The 25,942-nt window shown below is 70.2% G+C and carries 22 protein-coding genes and 2 pseudogenes; 9 read left to right on the plus strand and 15 right to left on the minus strand.

Annotated features, from left to right (window positions below; translation table 11 throughout):
• Positions 1 to 22 precede the first annotated feature (22 nt).
• Entirely contained in the window at positions 23 to 1,300 is a 1,278-nt protein-coding gene (locus tag ACFVX4_RS12825) for a M6 family metalloprotease domain-containing protein (protein ID WP_389975317.1), read from the minus strand.
• A gap of 310 nt (positions 1,301 to 1,610) precedes the next feature.
• Here ACFVX4_RS12825 and ACFVX4_RS12830 point away from each other — a divergent pair, with 310 nt between their 5' ends.
• Both ACFVX4_RS12830 and ACFVX4_RS12835 read left to right on the plus strand, forming a co-directional pair.
• Positions 1,611 to 2,273 (plus strand): TetR/AcrR family transcriptional regulator, encoded by a 663-nt coding sequence (locus ACFVX4_RS12830; protein ID WP_389975320.1) that lies wholly within the window; start codon positions 1,611 to 1,613, stop codon positions 2,271 to 2,273.
• Between the two features lie 181 nt (positions 2,274 to 2,454).
• The gene (locus ACFVX4_RS12835; RefSeq protein ID WP_389975323.1) at positions 2,455 to 3,987 is read left to right on the plus strand and encodes an MFS transporter; all 1,533 of its coding nucleotides are present in this window, start codon (positions 2,455 to 2,457) and stop codon (positions 3,985 to 3,987) included.
• A 131-nt stretch (positions 3,988 to 4,118) separates the two neighbouring features.
• On the opposite strand, the gene ACFVX4_RS12840 is transcribed toward ACFVX4_RS12835, so the two are convergent.
• Positions 4,119 to 4,631, minus strand: coding sequence for a MarR family winged helix-turn-helix transcriptional regulator (locus ACFVX4_RS12840; protein ID WP_206433798.1), 513 nt, complete (start codon positions 4,629 to 4,631; stop codon positions 4,119 to 4,121).
• Between the two features lie 139 nt (positions 4,632 to 4,770).
• On the opposite strand from ACFVX4_RS12840, the gene ACFVX4_RS12845 reads away from it, so the two are divergent.
• Positions 4,771 to 5,553 carry a dioxygenase gene (locus tag ACFVX4_RS12845; RefSeq protein ID WP_389975326.1) on the plus strand — a complete coding sequence of 261 codons (783 nt, stop codon included), beginning with the start codon at positions 4,771 to 4,773 and terminating at the stop codon, positions 5,551 to 5,553.
• Positions 5,554 to 5,642: 89 nt separating this feature from the next.
• Here the strand turns inward: ACFVX4_RS12845 and ACFVX4_RS12850 are convergent, their stop codons facing one another.
• Both ACFVX4_RS12850 and ACFVX4_RS12855 read right to left on the minus strand, forming a co-directional pair.
• Positions 5,643 to 6,743 carry a questin oxidase family protein gene (locus tag ACFVX4_RS12850; RefSeq protein WP_389975329.1) on the minus strand — a complete coding sequence of 367 codons (1,101 nt, stop codon included), beginning with the start codon at positions 6,741 to 6,743 and terminating at the stop codon, positions 5,643 to 5,645.
• A gap of 72 nt (positions 6,744 to 6,815) precedes the next feature.
• Positions 6,816 to 7,355 (minus strand): GNAT family N-acetyltransferase, encoded by a 540-nt coding sequence (locus tag ACFVX4_RS12855; RefSeq protein ID WP_389975332.1) that lies wholly within the window; start codon positions 7,353 to 7,355, stop codon positions 6,816 to 6,818.
• A 148-nt stretch (positions 7,356 to 7,503) separates the two neighbouring features.
• Here ACFVX4_RS12855 and ACFVX4_RS12860 point away from each other — a divergent pair, with 148 nt between their 5' ends.
• Complete coding sequence (locus ACFVX4_RS12860; protein ID WP_266418161.1) at positions 7,504 to 8,502, plus strand: RNA polymerase sigma factor RpoD/SigA; 999 nt, start codon at positions 7,504 to 7,506, stop codon at positions 8,500 to 8,502.
• A gap of 136 nt (positions 8,503 to 8,638) precedes the next feature.
• On the opposite strand, the gene ACFVX4_RS12865 is transcribed toward ACFVX4_RS12860, so the two are convergent.
• A complete protein-coding gene (locus tag ACFVX4_RS12865; protein WP_389975335.1) occupies positions 8,639 to 9,625 on the minus strand; it encodes a helix-turn-helix transcriptional regulator in 987 nt (328 codons plus the stop codon).
• A 92-nt stretch (positions 9,626 to 9,717) separates the two neighbouring features.
• Here ACFVX4_RS12865 and ACFVX4_RS12870 point away from each other — a divergent pair, with 92 nt between their 5' ends.
• Positions 9,718 to 11,319 carry an MFS transporter gene (locus ACFVX4_RS12870; RefSeq protein WP_389975338.1) on the plus strand — a complete coding sequence of 534 codons (1,602 nt, stop codon included), beginning with the start codon at positions 9,718 to 9,720 and terminating at the stop codon, positions 11,317 to 11,319.
• A 151-nt stretch (positions 11,320 to 11,470) separates the two neighbouring features.
• Here ACFVX4_RS12870 and ACFVX4_RS12875 read toward each other — a convergent pair whose 3' ends face one another.
• The 3 genes from ACFVX4_RS12875 to ACFVX4_RS12885 all read right to left on the minus strand — a co-directional run bounded on the left by ACFVX4_RS12875 (position 11,471) and on the right by ACFVX4_RS12885 (position 14,832).
• Entirely contained in the window at positions 11,471 to 12,241 is a 771-nt protein-coding gene (locus tag ACFVX4_RS12875; protein ID WP_389975341.1) for a DUF6227 family protein, read from the minus strand.
• A 134-nt stretch (positions 12,242 to 12,375) separates the two neighbouring features.
• Positions 12,376 to 13,476: a P1 family peptidase gene (locus ACFVX4_RS12880; protein WP_389975788.1), complete on the minus strand. Its 1,101-nt coding sequence runs from the start codon at positions 13,474 to 13,476 to the stop codon at positions 12,376 to 12,378.
• A 198-nt stretch (positions 13,477 to 13,674) separates the two neighbouring features.
• On the minus strand, positions 13,675 to 14,832 hold the full coding sequence (locus tag ACFVX4_RS12885; RefSeq protein ID WP_389975345.1) for a low temperature requirement protein A: 1,158 nt from the start codon (positions 14,830 to 14,832) through the stop codon (positions 13,675 to 13,677).
• Positions 14,833 to 15,002: 170 nt separating this feature from the next.
• On the opposite strand from ACFVX4_RS12885, the pseudogene ACFVX4_RS12890 reads away from it, so the two are divergent.
• Positions 15,003 to 15,381: pseudogene (locus tag ACFVX4_RS12890) on the plus strand (hypothetical protein).
• A gap of 22 nt (positions 15,382 to 15,403) precedes the next feature.
• On the plus strand, positions 15,404 to 15,613 hold the full coding sequence (locus ACFVX4_RS12895) for a hypothetical protein (RefSeq protein ID WP_385328972.1): 210 nt from the start codon (positions 15,404 to 15,406) through the stop codon (positions 15,611 to 15,613).
• Positions 15,614 to 15,680: 67 nt separating this feature from the next.
• Here the strand turns inward: ACFVX4_RS12895 and ACFVX4_RS12900 are convergent.
• The 6 genes and pseudogenes from ACFVX4_RS12900 to ACFVX4_RS12925 all read right to left on the minus strand — a co-directional run.
• A pseudogene (locus ACFVX4_RS12900) lies at positions 15,681 to 15,896 on the minus strand (large conductance mechanosensitive channel protein MscL); the annotation flags it as partial.
• A 33-nt stretch (positions 15,897 to 15,929) separates the two neighbouring features.
• Positions 15,930 to 16,445: an RcpC/CpaB family pilus assembly protein gene (locus tag ACFVX4_RS12905; RefSeq protein WP_389975348.1), complete on the minus strand. Its 516-nt coding sequence runs from the start codon at positions 16,443 to 16,445 to the stop codon at positions 15,930 to 15,932.
• Positions 16,446 to 16,730: 285 nt separating this feature from the next.
• Positions 16,731 to 17,564: an S-methyl-5'-thioadenosine phosphorylase gene (locus ACFVX4_RS12910; RefSeq protein WP_389975351.1), complete on the minus strand. Its 834-nt coding sequence runs from the start codon at positions 17,562 to 17,564 to the stop codon at positions 16,731 to 16,733.
• A gap of 108 nt (positions 17,565 to 17,672) precedes the next feature.
• The gene (locus ACFVX4_RS12915) at positions 17,673 to 18,023 is read right to left on the minus strand and encodes an FmdB family zinc ribbon protein (protein ID WP_389975354.1); all 351 of its coding nucleotides are present in this window, start codon (positions 18,021 to 18,023) and stop codon (positions 17,673 to 17,675) included.
• Between the two features lie 66 nt (positions 18,024 to 18,089).
• Complete coding sequence (locus tag ACFVX4_RS12920; protein WP_389975357.1) at positions 18,090 to 19,373, minus strand: MFS transporter; 1,284 nt, start codon at positions 19,371 to 19,373, stop codon at positions 18,090 to 18,092.
• Between the two features lie 374 nt (positions 19,374 to 19,747).
• Positions 19,748 to 21,301: a potassium/proton antiporter gene (locus ACFVX4_RS12925; RefSeq protein WP_389975360.1), complete on the minus strand. Its 1,554-nt coding sequence runs from the start codon at positions 21,299 to 21,301 to the stop codon at positions 19,748 to 19,750.
• Positions 21,302 to 21,593: 292 nt separating this feature from the next.
• Here ACFVX4_RS12925 and ACFVX4_RS12930 point away from each other — a divergent pair, with 292 nt between their 5' ends.
• Positions 21,594 to 24,344, plus strand: a complete 2,751-nt coding sequence (locus ACFVX4_RS12930; protein ID WP_389975363.1) for a penicillin acylase family protein — start codon at positions 21,594 to 21,596, stop codon at positions 24,342 to 24,344.
• On the opposite strand, the gene ACFVX4_RS12935 is transcribed toward ACFVX4_RS12930, so the two are convergent.
• A complete protein-coding gene (locus ACFVX4_RS12935) occupies positions 24,341 to 24,931 on the minus strand; it encodes a 5-formyltetrahydrofolate cyclo-ligase (protein WP_389975366.1) in 591 nt (196 codons plus the stop codon). The two genes, ACFVX4_RS12930 and ACFVX4_RS12935, sit on opposite strands and share 4 nt — an antisense overlap.
• 106 nt (positions 24,932 to 25,037) lie before the next feature.
• On the opposite strand from ACFVX4_RS12935, the gene galU reads away from it, so the two are divergent.
• Complete coding sequence (gene galU, locus ACFVX4_RS12940) at positions 25,038 to 25,940, plus strand: UTP--glucose-1-phosphate uridylyltransferase GalU (RefSeq protein WP_389975369.1); 903 nt, start codon at positions 25,038 to 25,040, stop codon at positions 25,938 to 25,940.
• Positions 25,941 to 25,942: the final 2 nt, after the last annotated feature.

Consider the following 25,942-nt stretch of genomic DNA (forward strand, 5'->3'; position numbering starts at 1 on the left):
GGGGAGCGAGCGGGCGGCGTGGTCAGGGGCGGGTTATGCGGACTCGGTAGTTTCCCTTCTTGTCCTTGTCGACCACGGATATGCGTATCCCCCTGGTCCGGTCGGTGAAGGTCTCGCCGGGCCGGAAGGGGGCGTCGGACAGTTCGGAGTGCACATTGGGCAGCCGGGTGCAGCCGGCGCTTCCCTTGGTGCTGTCCGCGACGGACACCGGGCCCTGTCCGGTGTCGACGTCCGAGCTCACCTTGTAGATCAGTACGCCCGGCTTGCAGATCGCCTGGTCGTTGCCGGCCTTGGTCCGCACCTCCACCGCATAGCCGGACTTGCTGCTCAGCGGTACGAACGCCAGCTTGGTGCCGCCCCGCGTGGCCAGTGGTTCGAGTACGTGGTCGCTGGTGCCGGGCCGTGCGGCGCAGCTGATCTGGTTGTTGTCCAGCCAGCCCAGCTTCCACTTGTGCCAGCCCAGCAGGTCGTTATTGGTGCCCCAGTCCTCGGACATGATGTCCCAGTGCCCGACCGAGCCGCCGCCCTCCATCGTGTAGAGGTCGGGGAGGCCGAAGACATGGCCGTTCTCGTGCGGCAGGACGCGGTATCCGGTCTGTTTGAACGAGCCCGAGCCGTCGTCCTGGCGGCTGTAGATGAAGGACGTGTTGGCGAGGGGGGCGCCGTCCGCCCGCGGGGCGTCGTCGTTGCCGGAGAAGGTCACGGACAGGACGGTGTCCAGAGCGGAGGGGCCTGCGTTCGGGGTGACCAGGATGTTGACCAGGTCGTACGTGGCGAAGTCCACCTTCGGATCGGCGGCGGCGATGATGTCCTGGACGAGGTGGCGGTAGCCCGGCTCGTACGGTGAGCCGCGCTCCACCCCGTACTCCGAGAGCGGCAGTGGCATCCGCAGCCAGGATTTCAACGGGGCGTCGGGGACGTATGTGAGCCGTCCGTACGATGCGGTCCGGAACCAGCCGGTGGTCTGCGGGAAGAATTCGGCGTACCGGTCCATCGCGGAACCGGCGCCCGGTGCGTCCGGGAAGTCGATCATCAGGTTGAGGGCACGGATCTTGCCCGTGGAGCGGGCGTAGCCCTCCGGTGTCGGCATGCCTTCCGACATCTGCACGCCCATGGTCGCCGGTATTCGGCACGGGGCTATGCCTGCCGAACGGGCGGTGGCCACCGGGCCGGCCGAGGCCCGGCTGGCTATCGGAAGAGTGTTGCTGGCTGTGGCCATTGCGGCTATGACCAGGGCTGTTGCAGAGGCGAGCGCGATCGGGTGGCGGTGGTTGCGTATCCGGTGGCGGGGCTTCTGCATATAGGCGCCTCGGGGTCCGCGGCAGTCGGCCGGCCCTGACTGCGCTCTGCGGATCAGCCTGTTGCGGGTGGTGCGGCGCCGCTCGTTGGGTGCGCCGTTCGGTTGGTTTTCCGTTGCGATTATGTGACTCAGGTCACAGGAGGATGGGGAAATAAGCGGGGACCGTTTCCCCGTTTGAATCCGTGTCCCCGCGAAACGGGGAGGCGGTCCCCGGTTATGGGGAGGGGTCGCCAAGGCGGCGCCGCGGAGAACGAAGAGCGCCGCGGTGGAAGCAGCAGAAGCAGTGGAAGCAGTAGGAGGGACAGTCGTCGTGGACACCGTCAGTCGTACCGCCACCGGAGTGACGCAGCCCCGGACGCCCCGTCCGCGGGCCGATGCGCTGCGCAACCGGGAGCGGATCGTGACGGCCGCGCGCGAGATGTTCGTCGAGTTCGGGCCCGATGTCCCGCTCGACGAGGTCGCCAGGCGCGCCGGCGTCGGCAACGCCACGCTCTACCGGAACTTCCCCGACCGGGCCGCGCTGGTGCACGAGGTCGTGCTCGCGGTCACCTCCCGGACCACCGACCGTGCGGAGGAGGCGGTGGCCGAGGAGGCCGACCCCTTCGCCGCGCTCAGCCGCTTCGTGCACGCGGCGGCCGACGAGCGGATCGGGGCGCTGTGCCCGATGCTTTCCGGCGGTTTCGACAAGGACCATCCCGAACTGCTCGCCGAGCGCCGACGCCTCGAAGAGGCCGTCGAGGGGCTCGTGTCGCGCGCCATGTCCGCGGGGCGGCTGCGCACCGACATCGCCGTCGGTGACGTACTCGTCGCTCTCTCGCAGCTCACCCGGCCGCTGCCCGGCACCGGCTGCCTGGACATCGACCGGTTCACCCACCGTCATCTACAGCTGTTCCTGGACGGACTGGAGGCCCCGGCCCGGTCCGAACTGCCGGGAACAGCAGCGACCTTGGAGGATCTGCGGCGCCGGCCATGACATCCGCACCGGGCTCCTGAACGAGGAGCCCGGCGGCACGTCCGCCACGCCTTGACCATCCCTTTCACCACCCGCCCGCCCGTTCACCGTCTTCCCTTTTCGCCGGCATCCCGGTTCATGTTCACCGGCATCCCGGTTCACGACTCTTCGCGTACATGCGCGTCCTTAGGTGGATACACCCATGTCAAAAACAGCCGATATCCGACTCCCGGACCCCAGTCGCTGGAAAGCGCTGGCGTTCATCGCCCTCGCGCAGCTGATGGTCGTGCTCGATGCCACGATCGTGAACATCGCGCTGCCGCACGCCCAGACGGCCCTGGGTATTTCCGATGCCAACAAGCAGTGGGTCATCACGGCGTACGCCCTGGCCTTCGGCGGGCTGCTCCTCTTCGGAGGCCGGATCGCCGACCTCTGGGGACGTAAGCGGACCTTCGTCGTCGGCCTGATCGGCTTCGCGCTGGCCTCCGCGCTCGGTGGCGCGGCGCAGAACCAGGGCATGCTCTTCGGCTCCCGCGCGCTCCAGGGCGTCTTCGGCGCGCTGCTCGCGCCGGCGGCCCTGTCGCTGCTCGCCGTGATGTTCACCGATGCCAAGGAGCGCGCCAAGGCGTTCGGCATCTACGGTGCGATCGCCGGTGGCGGCGGCGCCGTCGGCCTGATCCTCGGCGGCTTCCTGACCCAGGCGCTGAACTGGCGCTGGACGTTCTTCGTCAACATCCCGTTCGCCATCATCGCGGCCGCGGGCGCGTACTTCGTGATCCGCGAGCCGGCCGGCAGCCGCAACCGCTCGTCGCTCGACGTCCCGGGCGTCGTCCTGTCCGCGCTGGGTCTGGTCTCGCTGGTGTACGGATTCACCCGCGCCGAGTCCGCCGGCTGGTCGGACGGGCTGACCATCGGCATGTTCGTCGCGTCCGGTGTGCTGCTGCTGTCCTTCGTCCTGACCGAGTCCAGGGTCAAGTCGCCGCTGCTGCCGCTGCGCGTCCTGATGGACCGCAATCGCGGTGGCGTCTACCTCTCGCTGGGTCTGGCCGTCATCGCGATGTTCGGGCTGTTCCTCTTCCTGACGTACTACCTGCAGGTCGTGAAGGGCTACTCGCCGATCAGGACCGGCTTCGCCTTCCTCCCGATGATCGCGGGCATGATCACCGGATCCACGCAGATCGGTGCCCGGCTGATGACCCGGGTCCCGGCGCGGAAGCTCATGGGTCCCGGCTTCCTGACCGCCGCCGTCGGCATGCTGCTGCTGACGCAGCTGGAGATCGGCTCCTCCTACGTCGGGCTGATCCTGCCCGCGCAGGTGCTGCTGGGTCTGGGCATGGGTACGGCGTTCATGCCGGCCATGTCGCTGGCCACGCACGGTGTCGAGCCCCGGGACTCGGGTGTCGCGTCCGCGATGGTCAACACCTCGCAGCAGGTGGGCGGCGCGATCGGTACGGCGCTGCTGAACACCATCGCCGCCTCGGCCGCGACGGCGTACGCCTCCTCGCACGCCGCACTCGGCGCCAAGAACCCGGAGCTGCTGAAGCTCCAGTCGATGGTGCACGGCTTCACCGGTGCCATCTGGTGGGCCGTCGGCATCCTGGTGGTGGCCTCCGCCATCGCGGTGACCTTCATCAACGCCGGGCGGCCTTCGGCGGGCCCGGCGACCGGAGGCTCCGGTTCGGGTGACGCCAGCAGTGTCGAGGACGAGTTCAGGATCCCGGTCGTCGCCCACTGAACGCCGACGCGCGATGTGACACGGAGATGATGTGAACGCGGCTGTGCCCCGGTTTCCGCTCGAAGCTCAAGAGCTCGAAGCTCAAGAGCTCGAACGGAACCGGGGCACAGCCGTATCGGTATGCGCGCGGTTCAGCGCAGCCAGGGCAGATCCGCGTCCGTGCCCTCCGGCTGCAGTCCGGCGGCGACGACCTGCATGATCTCGCCCAGCGAGCGCACCTGCTCGGGCGTGAGCCGGTCGAACATCGCCTGGCGTACGGCGTCGACATGGCCCGGTGCGGACCGGCGCAGCATCTCGAAGCCGTCGTCGGTGAGGACCGCGTTCTGGCCCCGCTTGTCGGACGGGCAGTCCTCGCGGCGCACCCAGCCGCTCTTCTCCAGCCGCGCGACGGCGTGCGAGAGCCGCGAGCGGGTGATCTTGGCGTCCTTGGCCAGTTCCGTCATCCGCTTCTGGCGGCGGGGGGCCTGGGAGAGCTGGACTAGCAGACCGTAATAGATGTGTGGCATGCCGGCATCGCGCTGCAACTGGCGGTCGAGGTGGTCCTCCATGAGCGTGGTGGCGTGGAGATACGCGCGCCACACGCTCTGCTCTTCGTCGGAGAGCCAGCGGGGCTCACCGGTGGATGCCGTGGTCATGTACTCCACTGTACGACCTTTTCTTGAAAGTTGAACTAGATAGAGCTAAGGTCTCCGGAGGGAGGAAGCTTGAACATTAAAGAATCCTTCCTTCTCAAAAAGACCCCAGTAGAAGACTTACCCGGATCAGCAGTGGATGGGGAGTGCCATGACAGTCACCGCGGAGCGCATGCCCGCCCTCTACCTTTCCCACGGCGCCCCGCCGCTGGCCGACGACCCGGTCTGGCCCGGCGAACTGGCCGCCTGGTCCGCCGGGCTGCCCCGCCCCCGCGCGATCCTGATGGTCTCCGCGCACTGGGAGGAGGCCCCGCTGGCCCTCGGGGCCACGGAGACGGTCCCGCTGGTCTACGACTTCTGGGGCTTCCCCGAGCACTACTACCAGGTGCAGTACGCCGCCCCGGGCGCCCCGCAACTGGCGGAGAGCGTACGCAAGCTGCTGCGCGGCGCCGGTACGCCGGTCCAGGACATCCCGGACCGCGGGCTCGACCACGGGGCGTACGTCCCGCTCGTGGAGATGTTCCCGGGCGCCGACATTCCCGTACTCCAGATCTCCATGCCGACGCTGGACCCGCAGAAGCTCATGGACATCGGGCGCAAGCTCGCGCCGCTGCGCGACGAGGGCGTCCTGATCGTCGGCAGCGGCTTCTTCACCCACAACCTGGCCGCCCTGCGGCATGCGGGCGGCGGCACCCCCGGCTGGTCGGCGGAGTTCGACGACTGGGGGAACCGGGCGCTCCAGGCGCAGGACATCGACGCGCTGCTGGACTTCGAGCACAAGTCCCCGGCCGGCCGGCTGGCCCACCCGCGCACCGAGCACTTCGCGCCGCTCTTCGTGACGCTCGGCGCCTCGGAGGGCGAGTTGGACCAGGGGCGCAGCGTCATCGACGGGTTCTGGATGGGACTCGCGAAGCGGTCGGTGCAGTTCGGCTGAGGCCTGTGACCGGGGTCGAGGCCCCGGACACGACCCCGGCTCCGGCCCCGGTCACAGGGCCGGGGCGGGTTCGGTCCGGCCTCGTCACATCACAGGGCCGGCGGGTTCAGTTCGATCGAGCGGAGTGCGGCGGCGAGGGCCGTCTCGTCACCGATGTCCAGCGCGGTGTCGGTGAACTTGATGGTGTGATCGTTGCCGTGTTCCGCCGCCCGCGCGAACAGCTCGTCGGCGGACGCGGTCGCCGGTGCGTACGGGGCTGCCTCGGCCGGACTGTACGCGGCGGTGACCGCGGCGCTCGCCGCCCACGCGGCCTCCAGGCTGGGCACCCACAGCGCGCGCGGGAGCGCGGGCAGGGTGCGCAGCACGGCGTTGGGTGCGGTCGCGGCGTGCACCAGCATGATCGGTTCGCCGTGCCCGTGCGTGGCGAACCGGTGGGTCGCGGCCCGCACCAGCTCCACCAGCCGGGCCCGCGCCTCGTCCGGGTCGTCGGTGAACCGCTGCGGCCACACCGGGAACGCGGTGAGCTGCGCCAGCCGGTCCCGGATGCCGCCGCTCTGCTCGGGCACCGGCGGTACGGCGTCCAGTGCGGCCGCGGCGGTGGGTGCGGGCGCGAGAGGGGTCAGCACGGGCAGCGGCTGGTGGCGGGCGGCCCAGTAGCCGAGGCCGTGGGCGAGCTCGGTGATCCGGGGCGCGGTCGCCTCGCCGGCGAGCAGGGTGCGCACGGAGTGGCCGACCCGGATGGCGGGGTGGGTGGCGCCCGCCGCGATGCCGGGGAGCAGCCGTGGCCACCACTCGGTGAGGACGTCCCGCCAGGGGCGTTCGGCGGTCTCCCGTTCGAAGTACGCCGTCCAGTCCGCGATCCGGTGCGGGTCGCCGAGGGCCTCGCGCCAGTTCTCCGCCGTCACCCGGGTCGCGGTGTCCGGCATGTCCTCCAGCTTGTGGCTGTAGTGGTCGAGCCAGCGGTGGACGGCCGGTGCCTGACCGTGCCGGACCAGCGACTCCACGGCCATCGGACCGTGATTGCTCAGCCAGCCGTCGCGTTCGGGGCCCGAGGAGTGGAGGCGTTCCAGCGCCTCGTCGAGCGCGCCCGTGGTGTCGTCCGTGACCGTGGTGCCGTCCGGGCCCGCCGCGCCGTCCGCGCCTGCGCCGCCCGTGCTCGTCGTGTCGTCCGTGCTCTTCGTGTCGTCCATGCGCGAGCACGCTAGGCGCGGGGGCCGCGCGGCGTAACGGACCGCGGACCGAGACCGGGACCGGCCGGGGGACTAGGGCTGTGGCCCCAGTCGCTTCTCGTACCAGGCCACGTCCCAGTACGTGCCGAACTTCCGGCCCACCTCGGCGTACGTACCGACATGGCGGAAACCGAAGCGCTCGTGCAGTCGGCCGGAGGCGTCGTTGGGCTGGGTGATGCCCGCGTACGCGCGATGCAGGTCCTCGTCGGCGAGTGCCTCGAACAGGGACGCGTAGAGGAGCGTGCCGATGCCGCGGCCGGTGGCCCGGGGGGCGCAGTACACGCTCACCTCGACCGAGGTCGTGTACGCCGCCTTGGGGCGGAAAGCGCTGCTGGTGGCGTATCCCAGGATCGAGGCGGGGCCGACAAGCCGGACATCCTGAGCAACCAGAAGACGGTGCGGGCCGTCTTCAGGGTGGGAACGCAACCACGGCAGCCGCTGTTCGGGAGTGAAGGGGGTCGTGTCGAATGTGAGCGCGGTCTCACGTACGTAATGGTTGTAGATGTCCGTGAGCGCCACCAAATCACCCTCGACGCCCGGCCTGACCTGCGCTTCTGTGGGACTCTCCGGCATGCGCTCTCCCCTCGCGGCGGCACAGGGTACTGCATGATCGCGAAAATGAATGCCAGGCGTGGGAATTCTGTCCGGATTCCAGTCGTTGTTTCCATCGGATGCAGGGCACCCGGAAGGGTGTCGCGACCTACTCAGCAAGGGAGCACGCATGGCAACCCGTGCCGTCGCCCGTCGTTCGTCCGCCACCGGTGGGACCAGCCGGGCAAGCAGTGTTCGCGCCTCGGGCGGAGAGATCGCCGATCGCGACCTGGTCGGCATGTACCTGGACGAGATCGCGCGTACGCCTCTGCTCGACGCCGCCAAGGAGGTCGAGCTGTCGCAGACCGTCGAGGCGGGCGTCTACGCCCGGCAGATACTCGATGGTGCGGTGGACAGCGAAGCCGGTGGAGCCACGCGCGAGGAGCTGGAGGCGCTGGTCGCCGAGGGCGAGCGCGCCAAGGACATATTCATCCGTTCCAACCTCCGGCTCGTCGTTGCCGTCGCCCGCCGCTATCCGCGGGCCGGGCTGCCCCTGCTCGACCTGATCCAGGAGGGCAACGCGGGCCTGGTGCGCGCGGTCGAGAAGTTCGACTACGCCAAGGGCTTCAAGTTCTCCACGTATGCGACGTGGTGGATCCGTCAGGCCATCACCCGTTCCATAGCCGACCAGTCCCGTACGATCCGGCTCCCCGTCCACCTGGTGGAGGAGCTCGGCCGGATCCGCCGGGTGCAGCGCGAGTTCAACCGTGAACACGGCCGCGACCCGGAGCACGCCGAGATAGCGGCCGAGCTGGACTCCACGCCGGAGCGTGTGGGTGACGTCCTGGACTGGGCCCGCGACCCGGTCAGCCTCAACATGTCCGTGGACGACGAGGGCGAGACCCAGTTCGGCGATCTGCTGGAGGACACCTCCGCGGTGTCGCCCGAGCAGTCGGTGATGACGCTGCTGCGCAGCGAGGAGCTCGAGGACCTGATCGGCAAGCTCGACAACCGCACCGCGTCGATCATCCGCATGAGGTACGGCATCGAGGACGGCCGCGAGCGGACTCTCACCGAGGTCGGCAAGCAGCACGGCCTCACCCGCGAGCGGATCCGGCAGATCGAGAAGCACGCGCTGCTCGAACTGAAGCGAATGGCCCACGACACGGGTTTTGATGCTGCGGCGTGAGCCTTCGTCCAGTAACCTCCGAAATGGGTCGCTTCGCGTGACCCCCTGAGCTGAGTCCCGGCGCCCACCCCCCCTGGCGCCGGGGCTCATTCTTTTCATGGCCGGTCTTTGCGTGGCCGGTCCGCTTCCGTTCGGCTCATGACCCGGTCCGTCCCGGAGGCCGGCGTGCTGCCGCGCGGGTCAGGCGGGCACCCAGATCACTCAGGTAATCCACCAGCTGCGGTGGCTCGTGTGCGGTGAAGTCGCAGTCCACCAGCGCCAGCCGGAGCGCCACCCACTCCAGCGAGTCCGCGAGCACCGCCCGCAGCCGGCAACTGTTCTCGCCGGTCCGCTCCAGCGGACCGATCGACGCCGGCAGCCGCGCGGACACGAAGTCCGCCGGGGCCGCGAAGCTCACGTCGACCGCCAGCTCCGGCTGCCGCCGGGCGATGGAGCCGGCGAGGAACCTCGCCGCGTCCCCCGTGGGCAGCTCGCGCGGTGCGAACCGGGCCCCGGTCGCGAACGGCTCGCTCACCCGGTCGACCCGGAACGTACGCCAGCCTTCGCGCCCCAGGTCGTACGCCACGAGATACCAGCGCCACCCCGTGCTCACCAGCCGGTACGGCTCGGCCTCCCGCTTCGTCTCGGCGCCGTCGCCCGCCCGGTACGCGAACCGCAGCCGCTCCTGTCCGGTGACCGCCGAGGCCATCACGGTCAGCGTCCGCGGGTCGATGGTCGAGCCGTCGCCCCGGGTCAGCGGCATCGTCGCGTTCTGCAGGGTCGAGACCCGGTGCCGCAGCCGCGACGGCAGCACGTGCTCCAGCTTCGCCAGCGCCCGTACGGACGCCTCGTCCACCCCCTCGATGGCATGCCCGGCCCCCGCCCGCAGGCCCACCGCGATGGCCACCGCCTCCTCGTCGTCGAGGAGCAGCGGCGGCATCGCGGTGCCCGCGACGAGCCGGTAGCCGCCGATGGATCCGCGCGAGGCCTCGACGGGATAGCCGAGCTCGCGGAGCCGGTCGATGTCGCGACGGATGGTGCGCGGGCTGACGTCGAGCCGTTCGGCGAGCTCGCTGCCCGGCCACTCGCGGGGCGTCTGGAGGAGCGACAACAGATTCAGCAGTCGTGCCGGGGTGTCGGTCATGGCCTCAGCCTTCTGCCGGGGTGTCGGTCGTCTCACCAGGGTGCTCACCCATTAGGTCATGGACCGACCTAATGAATGTTTAGCTTCTTCATATGACTTCTTCCTCATCTCTGTCGTCCACGGCATCCGGGCCAACGGTGTCCTCGGACCCGTCGGACCGGCGACGCTGGTTCGCGCTCGCCATCGTCATGACCGCGGCCTTCATGGACCTGGTCGACGTCACGATCGTCAATATCGCCATACCGAGCATCCGCGAGGACACCGGCGCCTCGTTCAGCTCGATCCAGTGGATCACCGCCGGCTACTCCCTGGCCTTCGCGGCCGGTCTGATCACCGGTGGCCGGCTGGGGGACATCTACGGCCGCAAGCGGCTGTTCCTCATCGGCATCGGCGGCTTCACCGTGGCCTCCGCGCTCTGCGGCTTCGCCGCCAACCCGGAGATGCTGGTCGCCTCCCGCATCCTCCAGGGCGGCACCGCCGCGCTGATGGTTCCGCAGGTGCTGTCGATCGTGCACGCCACCTTCCCGGCGCACGAGCGCGGCAAGGTCTTCGGCCTCTTCGGCGCGATCGTCGGTCTCGGTGCCGTGCTGGGGCCGCTGCTGGGCGCGCTGCTAACCGAGTGGAACATCGCCGGTCTCGAATGGCGGCCGATCTTCCTGATCAACCTGCCCGTCGGCATCGCGGGCCTGATCCTCGGCCGGAAGTTCATCACCGAGTCCAAGGCCCCGAAGGCGCTCCGGCTCGACCTGGTCGGCGTCGCCCTGGTGACCCTGGGCATGCTGATGCTGATCTACCCGCTGACCCGTGGGCACGAGCTGGGCTGGCCGCTGTGGGGCCACGCATCGATGGTCGGCAGCCTGCTGGTGTTCCTGGTTCTGGTGCTGTTCGAGCGGGGCAAGGCGCGCAAGGACGGCTCGCCGCTCGTCGAACTGTCGCTGTTCCGGGTCAAGAGCTTCGCTGCGGGCATCGCCGTGCAGCTGACCTTCGGTATCGGGCTCGGCATCTTCTTCCTGGTCTGGACGCTCTACATGCAGATGGGCCTCGGCTGGAGCGCGCTGCGGGCCGGCACGACCGGTATCCCGTTCTCGATCGCCGTGTCGTTCGCCGCCGGGATCTCCGTACAGAAGCTGGTGCCCCGCTTCGGCCGCAAGGTCCTCCAGACGGGCGCGCTGCTGATGATCGCCGGCCTGCTCCTCTACATCTGGGAGTCCGACCGGTACGGCATGGACATCACGTCCTTGCAGATGGCGCTGCCGCTGGTGGTCATGGGCATCGGGATGGGCCTGATCGTGGCGCCGCTGACCGACGCGGTGCTCTCCGAGGTGCCCAAGGAACACTCCGGTTCGGCCTCCGGGCTGATCAACACCGTGCAGCAGATGGGCAATGCGCTCGGGCTCGGACTGGTCTCGGTCGTCTTCCTCGGTGCGATCGGTGACCGACTGGCGCCGCAGGAGGTGGGTCCGGCGTTCGGGGAGGCGTTCCGGCACTCGCTGTGGTGGGTTGCCGGGGTGCTCGCGGTGATCTTCCTGGTGATGTTCGCGCTGCCCGCGCGGCAGCGGCAGCACGTGGAGGACGGCGACGAGGCCGTGGACGCGGCGGGTGTCGGGGACGCGGCGGGTGCCGAGGGCTCGGCGGGTGTCGTGGATGCGGAGGGCGGCTCCGAGGGCGCCAAGAAGCCGGCTCTGATGTCCTGATCGACCTCCGCCGGAGTCGAGGGAGGACAGTGCCCGCACCCTTCGGGGTGCGGGCACCGGTGCGTCCGCGTCCGAGTCCGTGTCTGCTTCTGTTTCCGAGTCCGTGTCGGATCCGGCGCCGAGGCCTCGGGTTCCGGGCCTCGGCCTCGGGTCAGCAGATGCGCGTACGGCTCTCCATGGCGCCCCGTGCGGTGTCCTCGTCGCCGTACACCTCGCACATGTGGCGGCCGTCCGGCGTGGCCGTGTGCTCGACCTCCCACAGGCTCGTCTCGCTGCCGTCGAGGAGCAGGAAGGCGTGCTCGTACAGGGTGAATCCGGCGTCCCGCCCGTCCACCTGGCACTGCCGGCCGAAGACCTGGGTGATGTGGTGGGCGAAGGCGGCGCGCAGCAGCCGGGCGGTCTCCTCGCCGGGACCGTCGCTGTTCTCCGCGCGGCGCAGGACGCGGCGGGCATGGTCGGCGGAGTTGTCCGGGGCGTACATCCTGGGCAGCGGGGCCGGGGGAGCCGCCATCAGGACCGTGAGTATCTCCAGGTCGCCCTGCGGCCCGTCGTCCCCGAACACCGGGACTTCGCCGAAGCTGCCGGTCAGCCTGGCGGCGGCGACATGGGCATCGGCCTCGTCGTCGTACAGCTCGTGGTGCATGAGGTCGGGCTCCGTCCGGAACCGCGGGTCCGTCGCGCTCCGCGGGCCGCCGTGCACCAGCTCCCACAGGGAGAGGGGGGTGCCGTCGGACAGCAGGTACGTGTGCCGGTAGGTCTCTCGGTGGAGTACGGAACTGTGGTGCGAGGAGTGCAGGGAACTGCTGTGGGCGAGCGCGGTACCGAGTCTCTCGACCGTGCTGTCGGGCAGGTCGAAAGAGTTGAGTGCCCGTCGCAGGAGTCGCTCGAGGTGCTGCTCGGTTGTCTCGTACGGATCGCTCAAGGTGCTGTCTCCAGGCCGTTGCCGCGTGTTACTTGCTGCGTGCTTAACGTAGTCCCTGGGTCCGACATCGTGACCGGGGTTCAGGAAAACGTATGGCACACGCAGATGGTTCCTGACGGTTCGTCCGAACTTCCTTACCCGGCAGGCGAGTCGGGGGCCGGGCCATCGCCCTCCGGTTGCGGCGAGGAGCGCGGCCGTATGCCGTAGAGATCGCTGTACGAGGGGTAGCAGCCGCCGCCTGGGCGGCCGTCGATGCTCCGAGCTGCCCGGACGGCCTTCACGATGGCGCGCGTGAGCACGTCCGCGCCGGCTGCCAGCAGGTCGTTGAGCGCGATCGGATTCTGCGGATCCAGCGGCCGGGCGCCGGTCGCCAGCGCGAAAACGGTGTCCCCGTCGGTGAGCAGATGTACGGGGCGGACGGCGCGCGCCAGTCCGTCGTGCGCCGTACCCGCGAGCTTCTGCGCCTGGGCCCGGGTGAGGTCGGCGTCCGTGGCGACGACGGCGAGCGTGGTGTTGAGCGGGGGCCGCGCGTTCGCCTCCCGCACCTCGGTGAGGCGCTGCTCCGCCGCACGGAGGACCTCGGGCGCCGGGTGCGCCGGCGGCTCGGCGGCGCCGTACTCCCCGTAGAGCACCCCGGTACGCGGATCGACCACCGAGCCCGCCGCGTTCACCACGACGAGCGCGCCCACCGTGATGCCGGAGGCCAGCCGGATGCTCGCCGTGCCCACGCCGCCCTTGAGCTGCCCGGCGACCGCGCCCGTACCGGCGCCCACGCCCCCCTCGGCCACCGGCGCCCCCGGCCCCGCAGCCGCCGCGTCCTCCACCGCGGCGCGGCCCGTCGAAGCGTCGGGACGGGCCCGCCAGTCGCCGCCCCGCCCCAGGTCGAAGAGGCAGGCGGCGGGGACCACTGGCACCACCTGCGCCGGATCGGGGCCGACCCGCACCCCGCGCCCCTGTTCCTCCAGCCAGGCCATCACGCCGGACGCCGCGTCGAGACCGTAGGCGCTGCCGCCCGTCAGGACGACGGCGTCGATGCGCTGCACCAGATTGCGCGGATCGAGCGCGTCCGTCTCCCGGGTGCCGGGGCCGCCACCGCGTACGTCCACGGCCGCGATCGCACCGCCCTCCGGGGCGAGGACCACGGTGGTGCCGCTCAGCGCGCCCTCGCCGGGCACCTGCGCATGGCCGACGCGCAGCCCCGCGACATCGGTCAGCGCGTCGAGGAGGTCGGGCAGCGTGTCGAGCGGCCCGGGGGCGTTGGGCGGGGCGGCGTTCGGTGGGGCGGCGGGGTCCGTCGGATTCCGGGGTTCTTCCGTCACTGCGTGCTCCTCATTGATGACACGGCTCGCGACCCACCGGCACCGATGACGCGGCTCGCGACCCACGACCCGCGACGTCCGGTCACGTGAGCCGTCGCCGGCCGTCCGCTGCGCTCACCCGGCCACGGCGGGCCGCCGGGAGAGCAGCACCCCCACGGCCACGGCCGCCGCGGCGACCAGACCGGCTGCGAACACCGCCCACCCGCCGGCGAACGTACAGGCCAGGATGGCCAGCGCGGCCACGGGGAGGGACAGTTGCTCCGCGAGGTCGCGCTTGAAGTGGCGGGCGTGCAGCGCCCACACCGTCAGCAGGAAGAGCGCGGAGGGAATGGTCACCGCGGCGGCGGCCACCGTGTCCGAGACGTGGGCCTTGCCCACGGCCTCCTCCACCGCGACCTCGATGCCCGCGCCGATGGCGGCCGCGGAACCGAAGATCAGGAAGTGTCCGTATCCCCAGATGAACGCTTCCCTGCTGCCGCGCAGGTAGTCATGGATCGGCACGGCGAAATAGATCCACCAGGCGGAGAAGACGATCAGCAGCCCGCCCGCGGCGATCGGCAGCAGTTCGCCGAGCGCGTCGTGCTCGTACACCGCCTCCTGGACCGCGACCGTGGCCGCCGCGATGGTCTCGCCCAGCACGATGATCGTGAACAGCCCGTACCGCTCACCGATGTGGTGCGGATGCCAGCTCGTCGAGCGGTCGCGCTCGGCGAGCGCGGGAACGGACAGCTCCGCGAGCACGAGCACGACGAAGACGGCGGTACGGGCTCCACGCGAGTCGGCGGGCAGCAGCAGCATGGCGATCCAGCCCAGCTGCACCACCGTGATTCCGACGGCGTACCGCAGCGCGACGCGCCGCTCCCCACCCTGGGTGCAGTGCGCGGCGCGCAGCCACTGGCTGGTCAGCGCGAGCCGCATCACCACGTAACCGATGACGACGATCGTCCAGTCGCCCCCGTCGAAGGCGCGCGGCACTCCGGCGGCGAGGACGAGCACACCGGTGATCTGGACGAGCGTGACGACGCGGTACAGCGGGTCGTCGGTGTCGTAGGCCGAGGCGAACCAGCTGAAGTTGACCCAGGCCCACCAGATCGCGAAGAAAACGGCCGCGTAGCTGCCGACTCCGGTGAGGGCGTGGCCTTCGGCGAGGGCGTGGACCAGCCGCGCGCCCGCCTGGGCCACGGCGACCACGAAGCAGAGGTCGAAGAAGAGTTCCAGCGGGGTCGACGCGCGATGTTCCTCGGTGCGGCTGCGAGCCGTCATTACGGGCATGGGAGCCAGCACATCAGACGGGCTCGACCACGCCGAACGGGGCACGCCCCGGATGGGCGATCGGGCTCACCCGGCTGAGTCGTAAAACAGGACCAACTATCATGTACGACCCTACGGTGACGGGGTGACAGGGCCGCCAGAAGCCTCCGCCGCAGCCGCGCAGCCCGACCCTGGTGCACGCACCGGCTCCGCCGGAGCGCCTGGCACCCCGCCCTCCGCCGGGTCCGGGATCGCCGGACCTCGGGCCGCCGGACCCGGACCCGGTACCGCCGGCCTCCGGGCCGCTGGGCCCCGCTCCGTCACCGCCCGCGCGACCACGGCCCCGGTCCGGGGGCGGGCACCGACCAGGAGCCCGAGCGGTCCTCGAAGCTGACGGCCCGGCCGGCCCTCGCCATGACGGTGGTCGTCGGACAGCTCTGGGGTCTGACCGTCACCATCGACGCATGGACGGAGGGCAACACCGGCACGGCCTGGCGGGGGGCCGGTTTCCTCTGTCTGTCGTTCCTTGTCGTCCTCGGGCTGTGGCTGATCGATCCGAAGGATCGCTGACCGCCGCCGTACCCTTGAACGTATGAGCACCGCCCCCGCCCCCGGCCCGCGCGATTCGAAGCCCTCCGATCCGGAGCGGCCGAAGCCGAAACCGGCTCTGATCTTCGACGATCCGCTGGACCAGCAGTCCTCGGACGATACGGACCGAGGGTGGGGCGAGCGGGCCCCGGCCGGTGGCAGCGCCGCCGATCTGGCGCGCTTCCTCGACGAGAAGCCGCCCCACCACATCTGATTCCCCGCTCCGTGGTGGTCCGGCGGTGGTGCTGCCGGTTCTTCTGCTGTGCGTGGGGTTGGTGGAGCTACTGGTCGTGACCCTGGCCGGGGTCCTGGCCGGGGGCCTCGCCCGCCGGGCCGCAGCGCTGCGAGACGAGGGCGTCGCGGATCTCCTTCAGCACCTCCAGCTCGCTCACCTCCAGCGTCTCCTGCACCCCTTCCTTCGCGGCCTGCATCTCCGCCCGCTTGGCGAGGTACTTGGCCATGGGCAGGACCATCAGGAAGTAGACGACGGCGACCGTCGGTCAGGCGACTTGACCGTCCATCAGTGCGAATCAACACAGGGCCACCGCCAGTTGGGACGAGATGCCCGCGCCGGCCAGTGTGGTGGCCGTGTCCCGGGGGACGGACAGCACGATCAGCGCACCGTCCTCCGCGGAACCTTCCGCCGGGGCCTGCGGCACCTCCGCCACCCGCGCGCCCTTCGCCAGCACCCGGGCACCGGCACCGGTTCCAGTACCGGTTCCGGCGCCGGCTTCCCCGGCGGCGATCACGTCGACGTGGTCACCCGGCCGCAATAAACGAACGGCCCCCGCATCCGCGATCCGGACCGGCGCCGACACCAACCGGGCCGGTCGCCGGGCCTGCGATGGCGCCGCACCGGCCCCACCTCCGGCCCCTGCCCCGTACGCGGCCTCACCGCCCGTGCCCGCGCCGCCACCGCCCAGCCCCGTGGCGGCGAGCGCGGCGGCCGTCAGGGCCAGCCCGGCGGCCAGGGCCCGGCGCTGCCGCCACAACGCCCGCCGCAGCCGGCACCCACCGCCCCCGCGCACTCGCAAGGGCTCGAACACGGGCACCCCACAGGGCGGGGGCGCCGGAGACGGAGACGGCAACGCCGAGGACGCCGAGGTCGGCGAGGGCGATACGGACGACGCGCGCGGCGCGGAAGAAACGGACGACGTGAACGACACGGACGACGGGAACACGGTCGACACCACCTGCCATGAGGAGTTTCGGACGAACACCCCTCACGATCCACCGTCCGCGAGATTCCCGCCGAGGCCTGTGGACAGCCCCGGCGTTGTGGAAAACTCCGTCACCCGCCCCGCTGCCCCACGACCGCCCCCGCTCACCCGCTAAGGCAGCTCGATCCCCGTCTTGAGGCCGTCCAGCGCGTGCGAGCACGGACAGTCCCGGTCCGCCTCCGCGGGCAGCGCGGACACCACGTCGAAGAGCACCGCGCGCAGTCGGTCCACATTGGCCGCGAACACCTTCAGCACCTCCCCGTGCGAGACGCCCTCGCCGGCCTCCGCGCCCGCGTCCAGGTCCGTCACCAGGGTCATCGTCGTGTAGCAGAGGCCCAGTTCACGGGCGAGGACGGCCTCCGGGTGACCGGTCATCCCGACCACCGACCAGCCCATCGCCGCATGCCAGCGCGATTCGGCCCGGGTCGAGAAGCGCGGTCCCTCGACGACGACCAGCGTCCCGCCGTCCACCGGCTCCCAGTTCCTCGCCCGCGCCGACGTCAGCGCTGCCCTGCGTCCCTCGGGGCAGTACGGATCGGCGAAGCCCAGATGCAGGACGTTCGGCTCCGCGCCGTCGGCCCGGATCTCCCCGTCGTAGTACGTCTGTGTCCGGGCCTTGGTGCGGTCCACCAGCTGGTCGGGCACGAGCAGGGTGCCCGGCCCGTACTCCGGGCGCAGGCCGCCCACCGCGCACGGGCCGAGTACCTGACGTACGCCGACGGAACGCAGCGCCCACAGGTTGGCCCGGTAGTTGATGCGGTGCGGCGGCAGATGGTGGCCGCGTCCGTGGCGGGGGAGGAAGGCGACCCGGCGACCGCCGACCTCACCGAGGAAGAGGGAGTCGCTCGGCTGACCGTACGGGGTGTCCACACGCACTTCCGTGACGTCCTCCAGGAAGGAGTACAAGCCCGAGCCGCCGATGACACCGATCTCTGCGTTCGCCATGCGATCACAGTAGCGGCGCCGGAAAACACCGGGAGCCCCGCCGAACGGATCGGCGGGGCTCCCGGTGGAAGTGCGGTGCGGAAGTGCGCTGTGGACGTGCGGTCCGGCTCAGGCGGCCGACGTGCCGCTCGTCGAGGACGAGGAGGACGACGACGCCGCCGATGAAGAGGCGGACGACTTCGAGTCGGATCCCGTCGACGTCGAGGACGACGAGGAGTCGGACGACGAAGCGGAACCGGACGCCTTTGCCGAGGACGAAGCCGACGTGCTGCTCGACGAGGAGCCGCGGCTGTCGTTCCGGTAGAAACCGGAACCCTTGAAGACGATACCGACCGCCGAGAACACCTTCTTCAGGCGTCCTTCGCAGCTCGGGCACACGGTGAGGGCGTCATCGGTGAACTTCTGCACCGCCTCGAGGCCCTCGCCACATTCGGTGCACTGGTACTGATAGGTCGGCACTTGCTCCTCCTGGCACTCTGACTCAATGAGTGCTAACGACGCTCCATACTGACGTATTCCGCAGCATCAGTCCACCGTGACCGGCTTCCGGTGACCGACACCACGTGCCACGGTCCGTCCCGAGGCGGCGGGCGCGAGCCTCGAACGCAGTCCCACCAGGGTGATCAGGGCCAGTACGGTCCCCACCAACGGCACCACGAATCCGGTGCTGGCTCCGTGGGCGTCCGCGAGCCGCCCGGCGACCGTCACCGCCGCCGCCTGGCCGAGCGCGACCGAGCCCGTCAGCCAGGTGAACGCCTCGGTCCGGGCGGTCCCCGGCACCAGAGCGTCGACCAGCGTGTAGCCGCTGATCAGGGCCGGAGCGATGGAGAGCCCGACCAGGAGTCCGAGCCCGGCCAGCAGGGGCACCGAGTGCACCGCCCACAGTCCGGACGCGGTCAGGGTCAGTGCCACGTACCCGACGATCAGCCGCCGTCGCGGCCCGCTCTTCCAGGCGATGGCACCGCAGGCGATCCCGGCGAGCATGTTGCCGGCCGCGAAGACGCCGTACAGCAGACCGTTGGCCCCCGGGCGGCCGATCTCCTCGGCGAAGGCGGTCAGCGAGACCTGCATGCCGCCGAAGACCGCGCCGATCCCGAGGAAGGCCACCGCGAGCACCCGTACACCCGGTACGGACAGGGCGGAGGCGTGCCGCTGGGAGGTGCCGGACGCGGCGTTGCGCACCGCCGGCTGGGTGCGGCGCTGCGCGGCGAAGAGCAGCCCGCCGGCCAGGGTCAGCGTGGCCTCCGTGATCAGACCGGCCGCCGGGTGCACCCCCGTGCACAGCGCGGTGGCGAGCACCGGGCCGATGACGAAGGTGAACTCGTCCGTCACCGATTCGAAGGCGGCCGCGGTGGACAACAGCGGCGAGGCCTCGCGGCCCGGTGCCGCGCCGAGCACGGCCGCCCAGCGGGCCCGCACCATCGGCCCGACCTGCGGGACGGAGGCACCCGTCGGCACGGCCGCCACGAACAGCGCCCACAGGGGCGCGTCCGCCAGCGCGAGCGCCGTCAGCACCGACACGGACGCCGTGTGCACCAGGACGCCCGGCAGCAGCACGGCGCGCTGGCCGAAACGGTCGGCGAGCTTGCCGGTCTGCGGTGCGAACAGGGCCATGGAGACACCGGTCACGGCGGCGACGGCGCCCGCGCTGCCGTACGAGCCGGTGGTGTGTTGGACCAGGAGCACGATGCCGATGGTCAGCATCGCGAAGGGCTGCCGTGCGGCGAAGCCCGGCAGGAGAAATGTCCACGCACCCGGGGTGCGCAGCAACTGCCCGTATCCGGGGCGGTCGGTGACCGTGGACGCCACGGTCCATGCCTTTCTGCCGCCTGGTGGCCGGGCTCCCGCGGGGCGCCCGGCACGGATGGTGCGGGCTCGTTCCTGCGGGTGCTGCCGAGAGCTGTCCTCTTCGCGCGGGACTGCGGTAGATGCCGGGCGCTCAGCAGAGGCGGAGGACGCCACGACCGCCATACGGTCGCGCCAGCTCTGCGTCAGGCAGAGTTGGTCGTTCGGGTTGGTCGATCGGGTTGGTCGTTCGGGTCGACCGGCCCCGTCACAGGGGTCGATCGGGTTCCCTTCATGATACAGGCAGAGGTCCTTGCGCACCTGTGATTGAGCGCAAGGACTCCACCGACACCTCGGATCGGAAGCGCCCCACCGGGTGCACGCGCAATGCGTGCACCTCAGTGGTGCGCCTTCGGTCCGCCCGACTTCCCCCGCCGCTTCACGGATTTCAGCGCGTGTGTCATGTCGTGGACCACATCGTGTCCCGCGTGGGACCCGGGGCTCTCGCCGCCGCCACCTCTGCCGCCGGCCCCCAGCCAGCCCGCGAGCTTGCCGCCCTCGCCGACCGCGCGCAGCCGTTCCTCCGCGGCGTCGCGCACCGGGTCGGTGGCGACCACCAGCAGCTCGTCGCCCCGCCGCAGCACGGTCGAGGGCGCCGGTACGAAGCTCTTGCCGTCCCGCACGACGAGGGTGACGGCGGCCCCGGCGGGCAGCCGCAGCTCCCCGACCTCCACGCCGTGCATCTTCGACGGGCCGGGGATCGCCACCGACAGCAGATGGCCGCGCAGCCGCTCCAGCGGCGCCGACTCGATGCCCAGGTCGGCGGCCTCGGCCGGATCGTCGGAGATCTTCAGGGCCTTCGCCAGCCAGGGCAGGGTCGGTCCCTGGATGAGGGTGTAGACGACGACGAGGACGAAGACGATGTTGAAGACGCGGGTGGAGCCCTCGACCCCGGCGACCATCGGGATGGTCGCCAGGATGATGGGTACGGCGCCGCGCAGCCCCGCCCAGGACATGAGCGCCTTCTCCTGCCAGGGCAGCCGGAACGGCGCCAGCGAGATGAAGACCTCCAGCGGACGCGCCACCACGGTCAGCACCAGTCCCACGATGACCGCGGGCCAGAAGTCGTCGTACAGATCGTGCGGTGTGACCAGGAGCCCGAGCAGCACGAACATGCCGATCTGGGCCAGCCAGCCGAGTCCGTCGGCGAAGCCGCGGGTGGCCGGCCAGTGCGGCAGCTTGGCGTTGCCGAGGATCATCGCGGCCAGATAGACGGCGAGGAAGCCACTGCCGTGGGCCAGTGCGCCCGCCGCGTACGCGGACACCGCGATCGCCATCACGGCGATCGGGTAGAGGCCGGAGGCGGGCAGCGCCACATGACGCAGTCCGAACGAGCCGAGCCAGCCGACGGCGATACCCACGGCCGCGCCGATGGCGAGCTCCAGGGCTATCTCGCCGACCAGGACGTACCAGCTGTCCACCGGCCCCCTGGTCGAGAAGGCGACCACCAGGATCACCACGGGGGCGTCGTTGAAGCCGGACTCGGCCTCCAGCACACCGGTGACCCGGGCGGGCAGCGGCACCTTGCGCAGTACGGAGAAGACCGCTGCGGCGTCCGTCGACGAGACGACCGCGCCGATGATCAGCGACTGCCGCCAGTCCAGGCCGACCAGGTAGTGCGCCCCGGCCGCCGTGACGCCCACGCTCACCGCGACGCCGACCAGCGAGAGCATCACCGCGGCGGGCAGCGCCGGTTTGATCTCTTTCCACTTCGTGCCCAGGCCACCCTCGGCGAGGATCACGACGAGTGCGGCGTAGCCGATGACCTGGGTCAGTTCCGCATTGTCGAACTTGACGTCGAAGATGCCGTCCTGCCCTATGGCGATCCCGATGCCGAGGTACAGGAGCAGGCTGGGGAGCCCGCTGCGGGACGAGATGCGCACCGCCGCCACCGCGACGAGCAGAACGAGCGAGCAGACGAGCAGGAGTTCGTTGAGCGTGTGGACAGACAGTGGCCGTTCCTTCCCTGCGTACGCCTGCCGAGTCGATCGACCTTCGGCATCGGCCGTTGGCGGCCGGTACTTCGTTACCTTACCTAATCTTTAACGTTTTCTTGACGCGTTCGAGCGTTCGTACGACCGCTATGCAATTCGAACCATCCCGATACCGCGTCAGAGCCGCACCGGCGCTGCGCCTATGGTTGCTCCTGCACTCCCAGGACCACCTGCCCCTCGAAGGACAGCGATGCCCGCCAATACCACCGTCTCTTCCGCCTCCACCGGTTCCGCCGGTGCGAAGACCGGCAGGAAGAAGGGGCGACGTGCCCGCCTGATCGTGATCGTTCTGGTGCTGGCGCTTGTCGCGGGTATCGGTTACGGGGCGTTCTGGTCCGTATCCACCGTGCGGGCCTCGTACCCGCAGACAACCGGGTCGACGAAGCTCGACGGCCTCGACGGCAGCGTCGACGTCAAGCGCGACAGCTACGGGATCCCGCAGCTGTACGCCGACTCCGACGCCGACCTCTTCCGTGCCCAGGGCTTCGTCCAGGCGCAGGACCGCTTCTGGGAGATGGACGTCCGCCGTCACATGACGGCCGGCCGGCTCTCCGAGATGTTCGGCTCCGGCCAGGTCGAGACGGACTCCTTCCTGCGCACGCTGGGCTGGCGCAAGGTCGCGCAGGAGGAGTACGACAACGTCCTGTCCGAGGACACCAAGAAGAACCTCCAGGCGTACGCGGACGGCGTCAACGCCTACCTCAAGGGGCGCGACGGCAAGGACATCTCCGTCGAGTACGCGGCCCTCGGCTTCACCAACGACTACAAGCCGACCGAGTGGACCCCGGTCGACTCGGTCGCCTGGCTCAAGGCCATGGCCTGGGACCTGCGCGGCAACATGCAGGACGAGATCGACCGCTCGCTGATGACCAGCAGGCTCGACGCGAAGCAGATCGAGGACCTCTACCCGGCGTACCCGTACGAGAAGCACCGGCCGATCGTCGACCAGGGGGCGATCTCCTCGGTCACCGGCAAGTTCGACCCGGACGCGACCCCGTCCGACTCCATCGGCTCGAACACCATGCAGGGCGCCACCGAGGGCCTGAACACCCAGCTCTCCTCGCTCTCCGACACCCTCGACCAGATCCCGGCGCTGCTCGGCCCGAACGGCAACGGCATCGGGTCCAACTCCTGGGTGGTCTCCGGCGACTACACGACGACCGGCAAGCCGCTGCTCGCCAACGACCCGCACCTGGCGCCGCAGCTGCCCTCGCTCTGGTACCAGATGGGCCTGCACTGCCGCGAGATCACGGCGAAGTGCCAGTACGACACCGCGGGCTACACCTTCTCCGGCATGCCCGGCGTGATAATCGGTCACAACCAGGACATCGCCTGGGGCTTCACCAACCTCGGCGCGGACGTCACCGACCTCTTCCTGGAGAAGGTCTCCGGCGACGGCTACCTGTACGACGGCAAGGTCAAGCCCTTCACCACCCGCGACGAGACCATCAAGGTCGCCGGCGGCAAGGACCGGAAGATCACCGTCCGCGAGACGAACAACGGCCCGCTGGTCTCCGACCGCAGCAGCGAAATGGAGAAGGTCGGCCAGAAGGCCCCCGTCACCAACGCGGCGCCGGACCGGTCCGACGGCTACGCGGTCGCCCTGAAGTGGACCGCACTGGAACCCGGCAAGTCCATGGACGCGGTCTTCGAGCTCAACCGGGCCAAGGACTTCACCACCTTCCGGGCGGCGGCCGAGCACTTCGAGGTCCCCTCGCAGAACCTCATCTACGCCGACACCAAGGGCCACATCGGCTACCAGGCACCCGGCACGATCCCGGTGCGCCTCAAGGGCGACGGCACGATGCCCAGCCCCGGCTGGTCCTCGGATTACGGCTGGAAGAAGGACCCGGTCCCGTTCGACGAGCTGCCCTACGAGTACGACCCGAAGCGCGGCTACATCGTCACCGCCAACCAGGCCGTGATCGACGAGAAGAAGTACCCCCACCTGCTGACCAAGGACTGGGGCTACGGCACCCGCAGCCAGCGGATCGACGACCTGATCCAGTCGAAGATCAAGGGCGGCGGGAAGATCTCGACCGAAGACATGCAGAAGATGCAGATGGACAACACCAGCGAGATCGCCGCGCTGCTGGTGCCCGAGCTGATGAAGATCAATGTCTCGGACAAGAGCGTTCGCGAGGCACAGAAGCTCCTGGAGGGCTGGGACTACACCCAGGAGTCCGACTCGGCCGCGGCCGCGTACTTCAACGCGGTCTGGCGCAACATCCTCAAGCTGGCCTTCGGCAACAAGCTGCCCAAGGAGCTGCGGGTCGAGGGCGAGTGCCTCAACGTGCCCCGGGCCGGCGGTTCGGGCCCGGTCGACGAGCAGGACAGGCTGGTGCGCGAGTGCGGCCGGCGCGACGCGGACTCCGCCCAGCCCGACGGCGGTGACCGCTGGTACCAGGTGGTCGCCGACCTGATGGACGACCAGAACAGCGACTGGTGGAAGGCGCCGAGGAGCGGCCGGAACGAGCCGACCGAGAACCGTGACCAGCTCTTCGCCCGCGCCATGGAGGACGCCCGCTGGGAGCTGACCGCCAAGCTCGGCAAGGACATCACCACCTGGAGCTGGGGCCGGCTGCACCAGCTGACCCTGAAGAACCAGACCCTCGGCACCGAGGGCCCCGGCCTGCTCCAGCGGGCCCTCAACCGCGGCCCGTGGAACCTCGGCGGCGGCGAGGCCGCGGTGAACGCCACCGGCTGGAACGCGGCGGGCGGCTACGAGGTCGTCTGGGTCCCGTCGATGCGGATGGTGGTCAATGTGGGGGACTGGGACAAGTCCCGCTGGATCAACCTCACCGGCGCCTCCGGGCACGCGTTCAGCGCGCACTACACCGATCAGACCGACAAGTGGGTCAACGGTGAACTGCTCGACTGGTCCTACGGCACGAACGCCGTCTCCAAGACGACGACCGACACCCTGACCCTCAAGCCCTAGCGGCCCTGACGGCCCGTCCGGCGGGTCGTGGCCGGTGTCACCACCACGTCCACGGGGTGGTCGTGCGGTTCCTCCGGGACCCGCGCGACCACCTCGTTGTCGTACAGCAGGACGATCAGCGCCGGATGCGCCCCGGCCGCGGCGAGCCTGGCCAGCACCCGGTCGTAGCTGCCGCCGCCGCGCCCGAGCCGCATCCCGCGCCCGTCCACCGCGAGGCCCGGCAGCAGGACCGCGTCCGCCTCCAGGACCGCTTCGGGGCCGAGCCGCGCGCCGTCCGGCTCCAGCAGTCCGCGGCCGGCTCCGACGAGACGGTCGGCTCCTTCGTACGGTGCCCAGTCCAGATCGTTGTCCGCGAGGAGAACCGGCAGCAGCACCCGCACATCACGGGCGCGCAGCGCGTCCAGCAGGGCGCGGGTACCCGGCTCGCTGCCCACCGAGACGTAGGCGGCGACGGTACGGGCCCCGGACAACTCCGCGAGATCCAGTGCGCCCCGGGACAGAACCATCGCGGCGTTCTCCACGTCTTCCTCGGTCAGAAGACGCCGTGCGGCCAGCAGTTCACGTCGGAGCTGCGCCTTTCGGGACATCTCTGTGCTCAACGGGCACCCCTGGATCTCTCGCATGTGCATATAGGCGTACAAAGTTAACCGGACCCTCATCTTCCTCACATACGCACCAGTTATGGTTCTGCGCATGACTCAGTCGCACCCCAGGATCAGCAAGGCTGTCATTCCGGCCGCGGGGCTCGGTACCCGCTTCCTGCCGGCCACCAAAGCCACTCCCAAGGAGATGCTGCCTGTGGTCGACAAGCCCGCGATCCAGTACGTCGTCGAGGAGGCGGTGGCCGCCGGTCTCTCCGACGTGCTGATGATCACCGGCCGCAACAAGCGTCCGCTCGAGGACCACTTCGACCGCAATTACGAGCTGGAGTCCGCGCTCACCCGGAAGGGAGACGCCGAGCGGCTCAAGAAGGTCCAGGAGTCGAGCGACCTGGCCACCATGCACTACGTCCGGCAGGGCGACCCGCGCGGCCTCGGCCACGCCGTGCTGTGCGCCGCACCGCACGTCGGTGACCAGCCGTTCGCGGTCCTTCTCGGCGACGACCTGATCGACCCGCGCGACCCGCTGCTGGCCCGCATGGTCGAGATCCAGGAGCGCGAGGGCGGCAGCGTCATCGCGCTGATGGAGGTCGCGCCGGAGCAGATCCACCAGTACGGCTGCGCGGCCGTCGAGCCCACCGCCGAAGGCGATGTGGTGCGCATCACCGGCCTCGTCGAGAAGCCCGACCCCGCCGAGGCGCCCAGCAACCTCGCCATCATCGGCCGCTATGTCCTGGACCCCGCCGTCTTCGAGATACTGCGCAGGACCGAGCCGGGCCGCGGCGGCGAGATCCAGCTCACCGACGCGCTCCAGCTCCTTGCCGAGGACGAGAAGGCCGGCGGCCCCGTGCACGGTGTCGTCTTCAAGGGCCGCCGCTATGACACCGGTGACCGGAGCGATTACCTCCGTGCCATTGTCAGACTCGCGTGCGAACGTGAAGACCTGGGACCGGACTTCAAGACCTGGCTCCGCAGTTACGTCACCGAGGAGATGTAGCA

The sequence above is a fragment of the Streptomyces sp. NPDC058240 genome, assembly GCF_042882135.1.
Classification (GTDB): domain Bacteria; phylum Actinomycetota; class Actinomycetes; order Streptomycetales; family Streptomycetaceae; genus Streptomyces.

What these genes read in the sequence shown, in the direction of transcription:
- ACFVX4_RS12825 (WP_389975317.1), bottom strand. Translation starts at nt 1,300, where the DNA reads ATGCAGAAGCCCCGCCACCGGATACGCAACCACCGCCACCCGATCGCG.
- ACFVX4_RS12835 (WP_389975323.1), top strand. Translation starts at nt 2,455, where the DNA reads ATGTCAAAAACAGCCGATATCCGACTCCCGGACCCCAGTCGCTGGAAA.
- ACFVX4_RS12845 (WP_389975326.1), top strand. Translation starts at nt 4,771, where the DNA reads ATGACAGTCACCGCGGAGCGCATGCCCGCCCTCTACCTTTCCCACGGC.
- ACFVX4_RS12850 (WP_389975329.1), bottom strand. Translation starts at nt 6,743, where the DNA reads ATGGACGACACGAAGAGCACGGACGACACGACGAGCACGGGCGGCGCA.
- ACFVX4_RS12855 (WP_389975332.1), bottom strand. Translation starts at nt 7,355, where the DNA reads ATGCCGGAGAGTCCCACAGAAGCGCAGGTCAGGCCGGGCGTCGAGGGT.
- ACFVX4_RS12860 (WP_266418161.1), top strand. Translation starts at nt 7,504, where the DNA reads ATGGCAACCCGTGCCGTCGCCCGTCGTTCGTCCGCCACCGGTGGGACC.
- ACFVX4_RS12865 (WP_389975335.1), bottom strand. Translation starts at nt 9,625, where the DNA reads ATGACCGACACCCCGGCACGACTGCTGAATCTGTTGTCGCTCCTCCAG.
- ACFVX4_RS12870 (WP_389975338.1), top strand. Translation starts at nt 9,718, where the DNA reads ATGACTTCTTCCTCATCTCTGTCGTCCACGGCATCCGGGCCAACGGTG.
- ACFVX4_RS12885 (WP_389975345.1), bottom strand. Translation starts at nt 14,832, where the DNA reads ATGCCCGTAATGACGGCTCGCAGCCGCACCGAGGAACATCGCGCGTCG.
- ACFVX4_RS12895 (WP_385328972.1), top strand. Translation starts at nt 15,404, where the DNA reads ATGAGCACCGCCCCCGCCCCCGGCCCGCGCGATTCGAAGCCCTCCGAT.
- ACFVX4_RS12910 (WP_389975351.1), bottom strand. Translation starts at nt 17,564, where the DNA reads ATGGCGAACGCAGAGATCGGTGTCATCGGCGGCTCGGGCTTGTACTCC.
- ACFVX4_RS12930 (WP_389975363.1), top strand. Translation starts at nt 21,594, where the DNA reads ATGCCCGCCAATACCACCGTCTCTTCCGCCTCCACCGGTTCCGCCGGT.
- ACFVX4_RS12935 (WP_389975366.1), bottom strand. Translation starts at nt 24,931, where the DNA reads ATGTCCCGAAAGGCGCAGCTCCGACGTGAACTGCTGGCCGCACGGCGT.
- galU (WP_389975369.1), top strand. Translation starts at nt 25,038, where the DNA reads ATGACTCAGTCGCACCCCAGGATCAGCAAGGCTGTCATTCCGGCCGCG.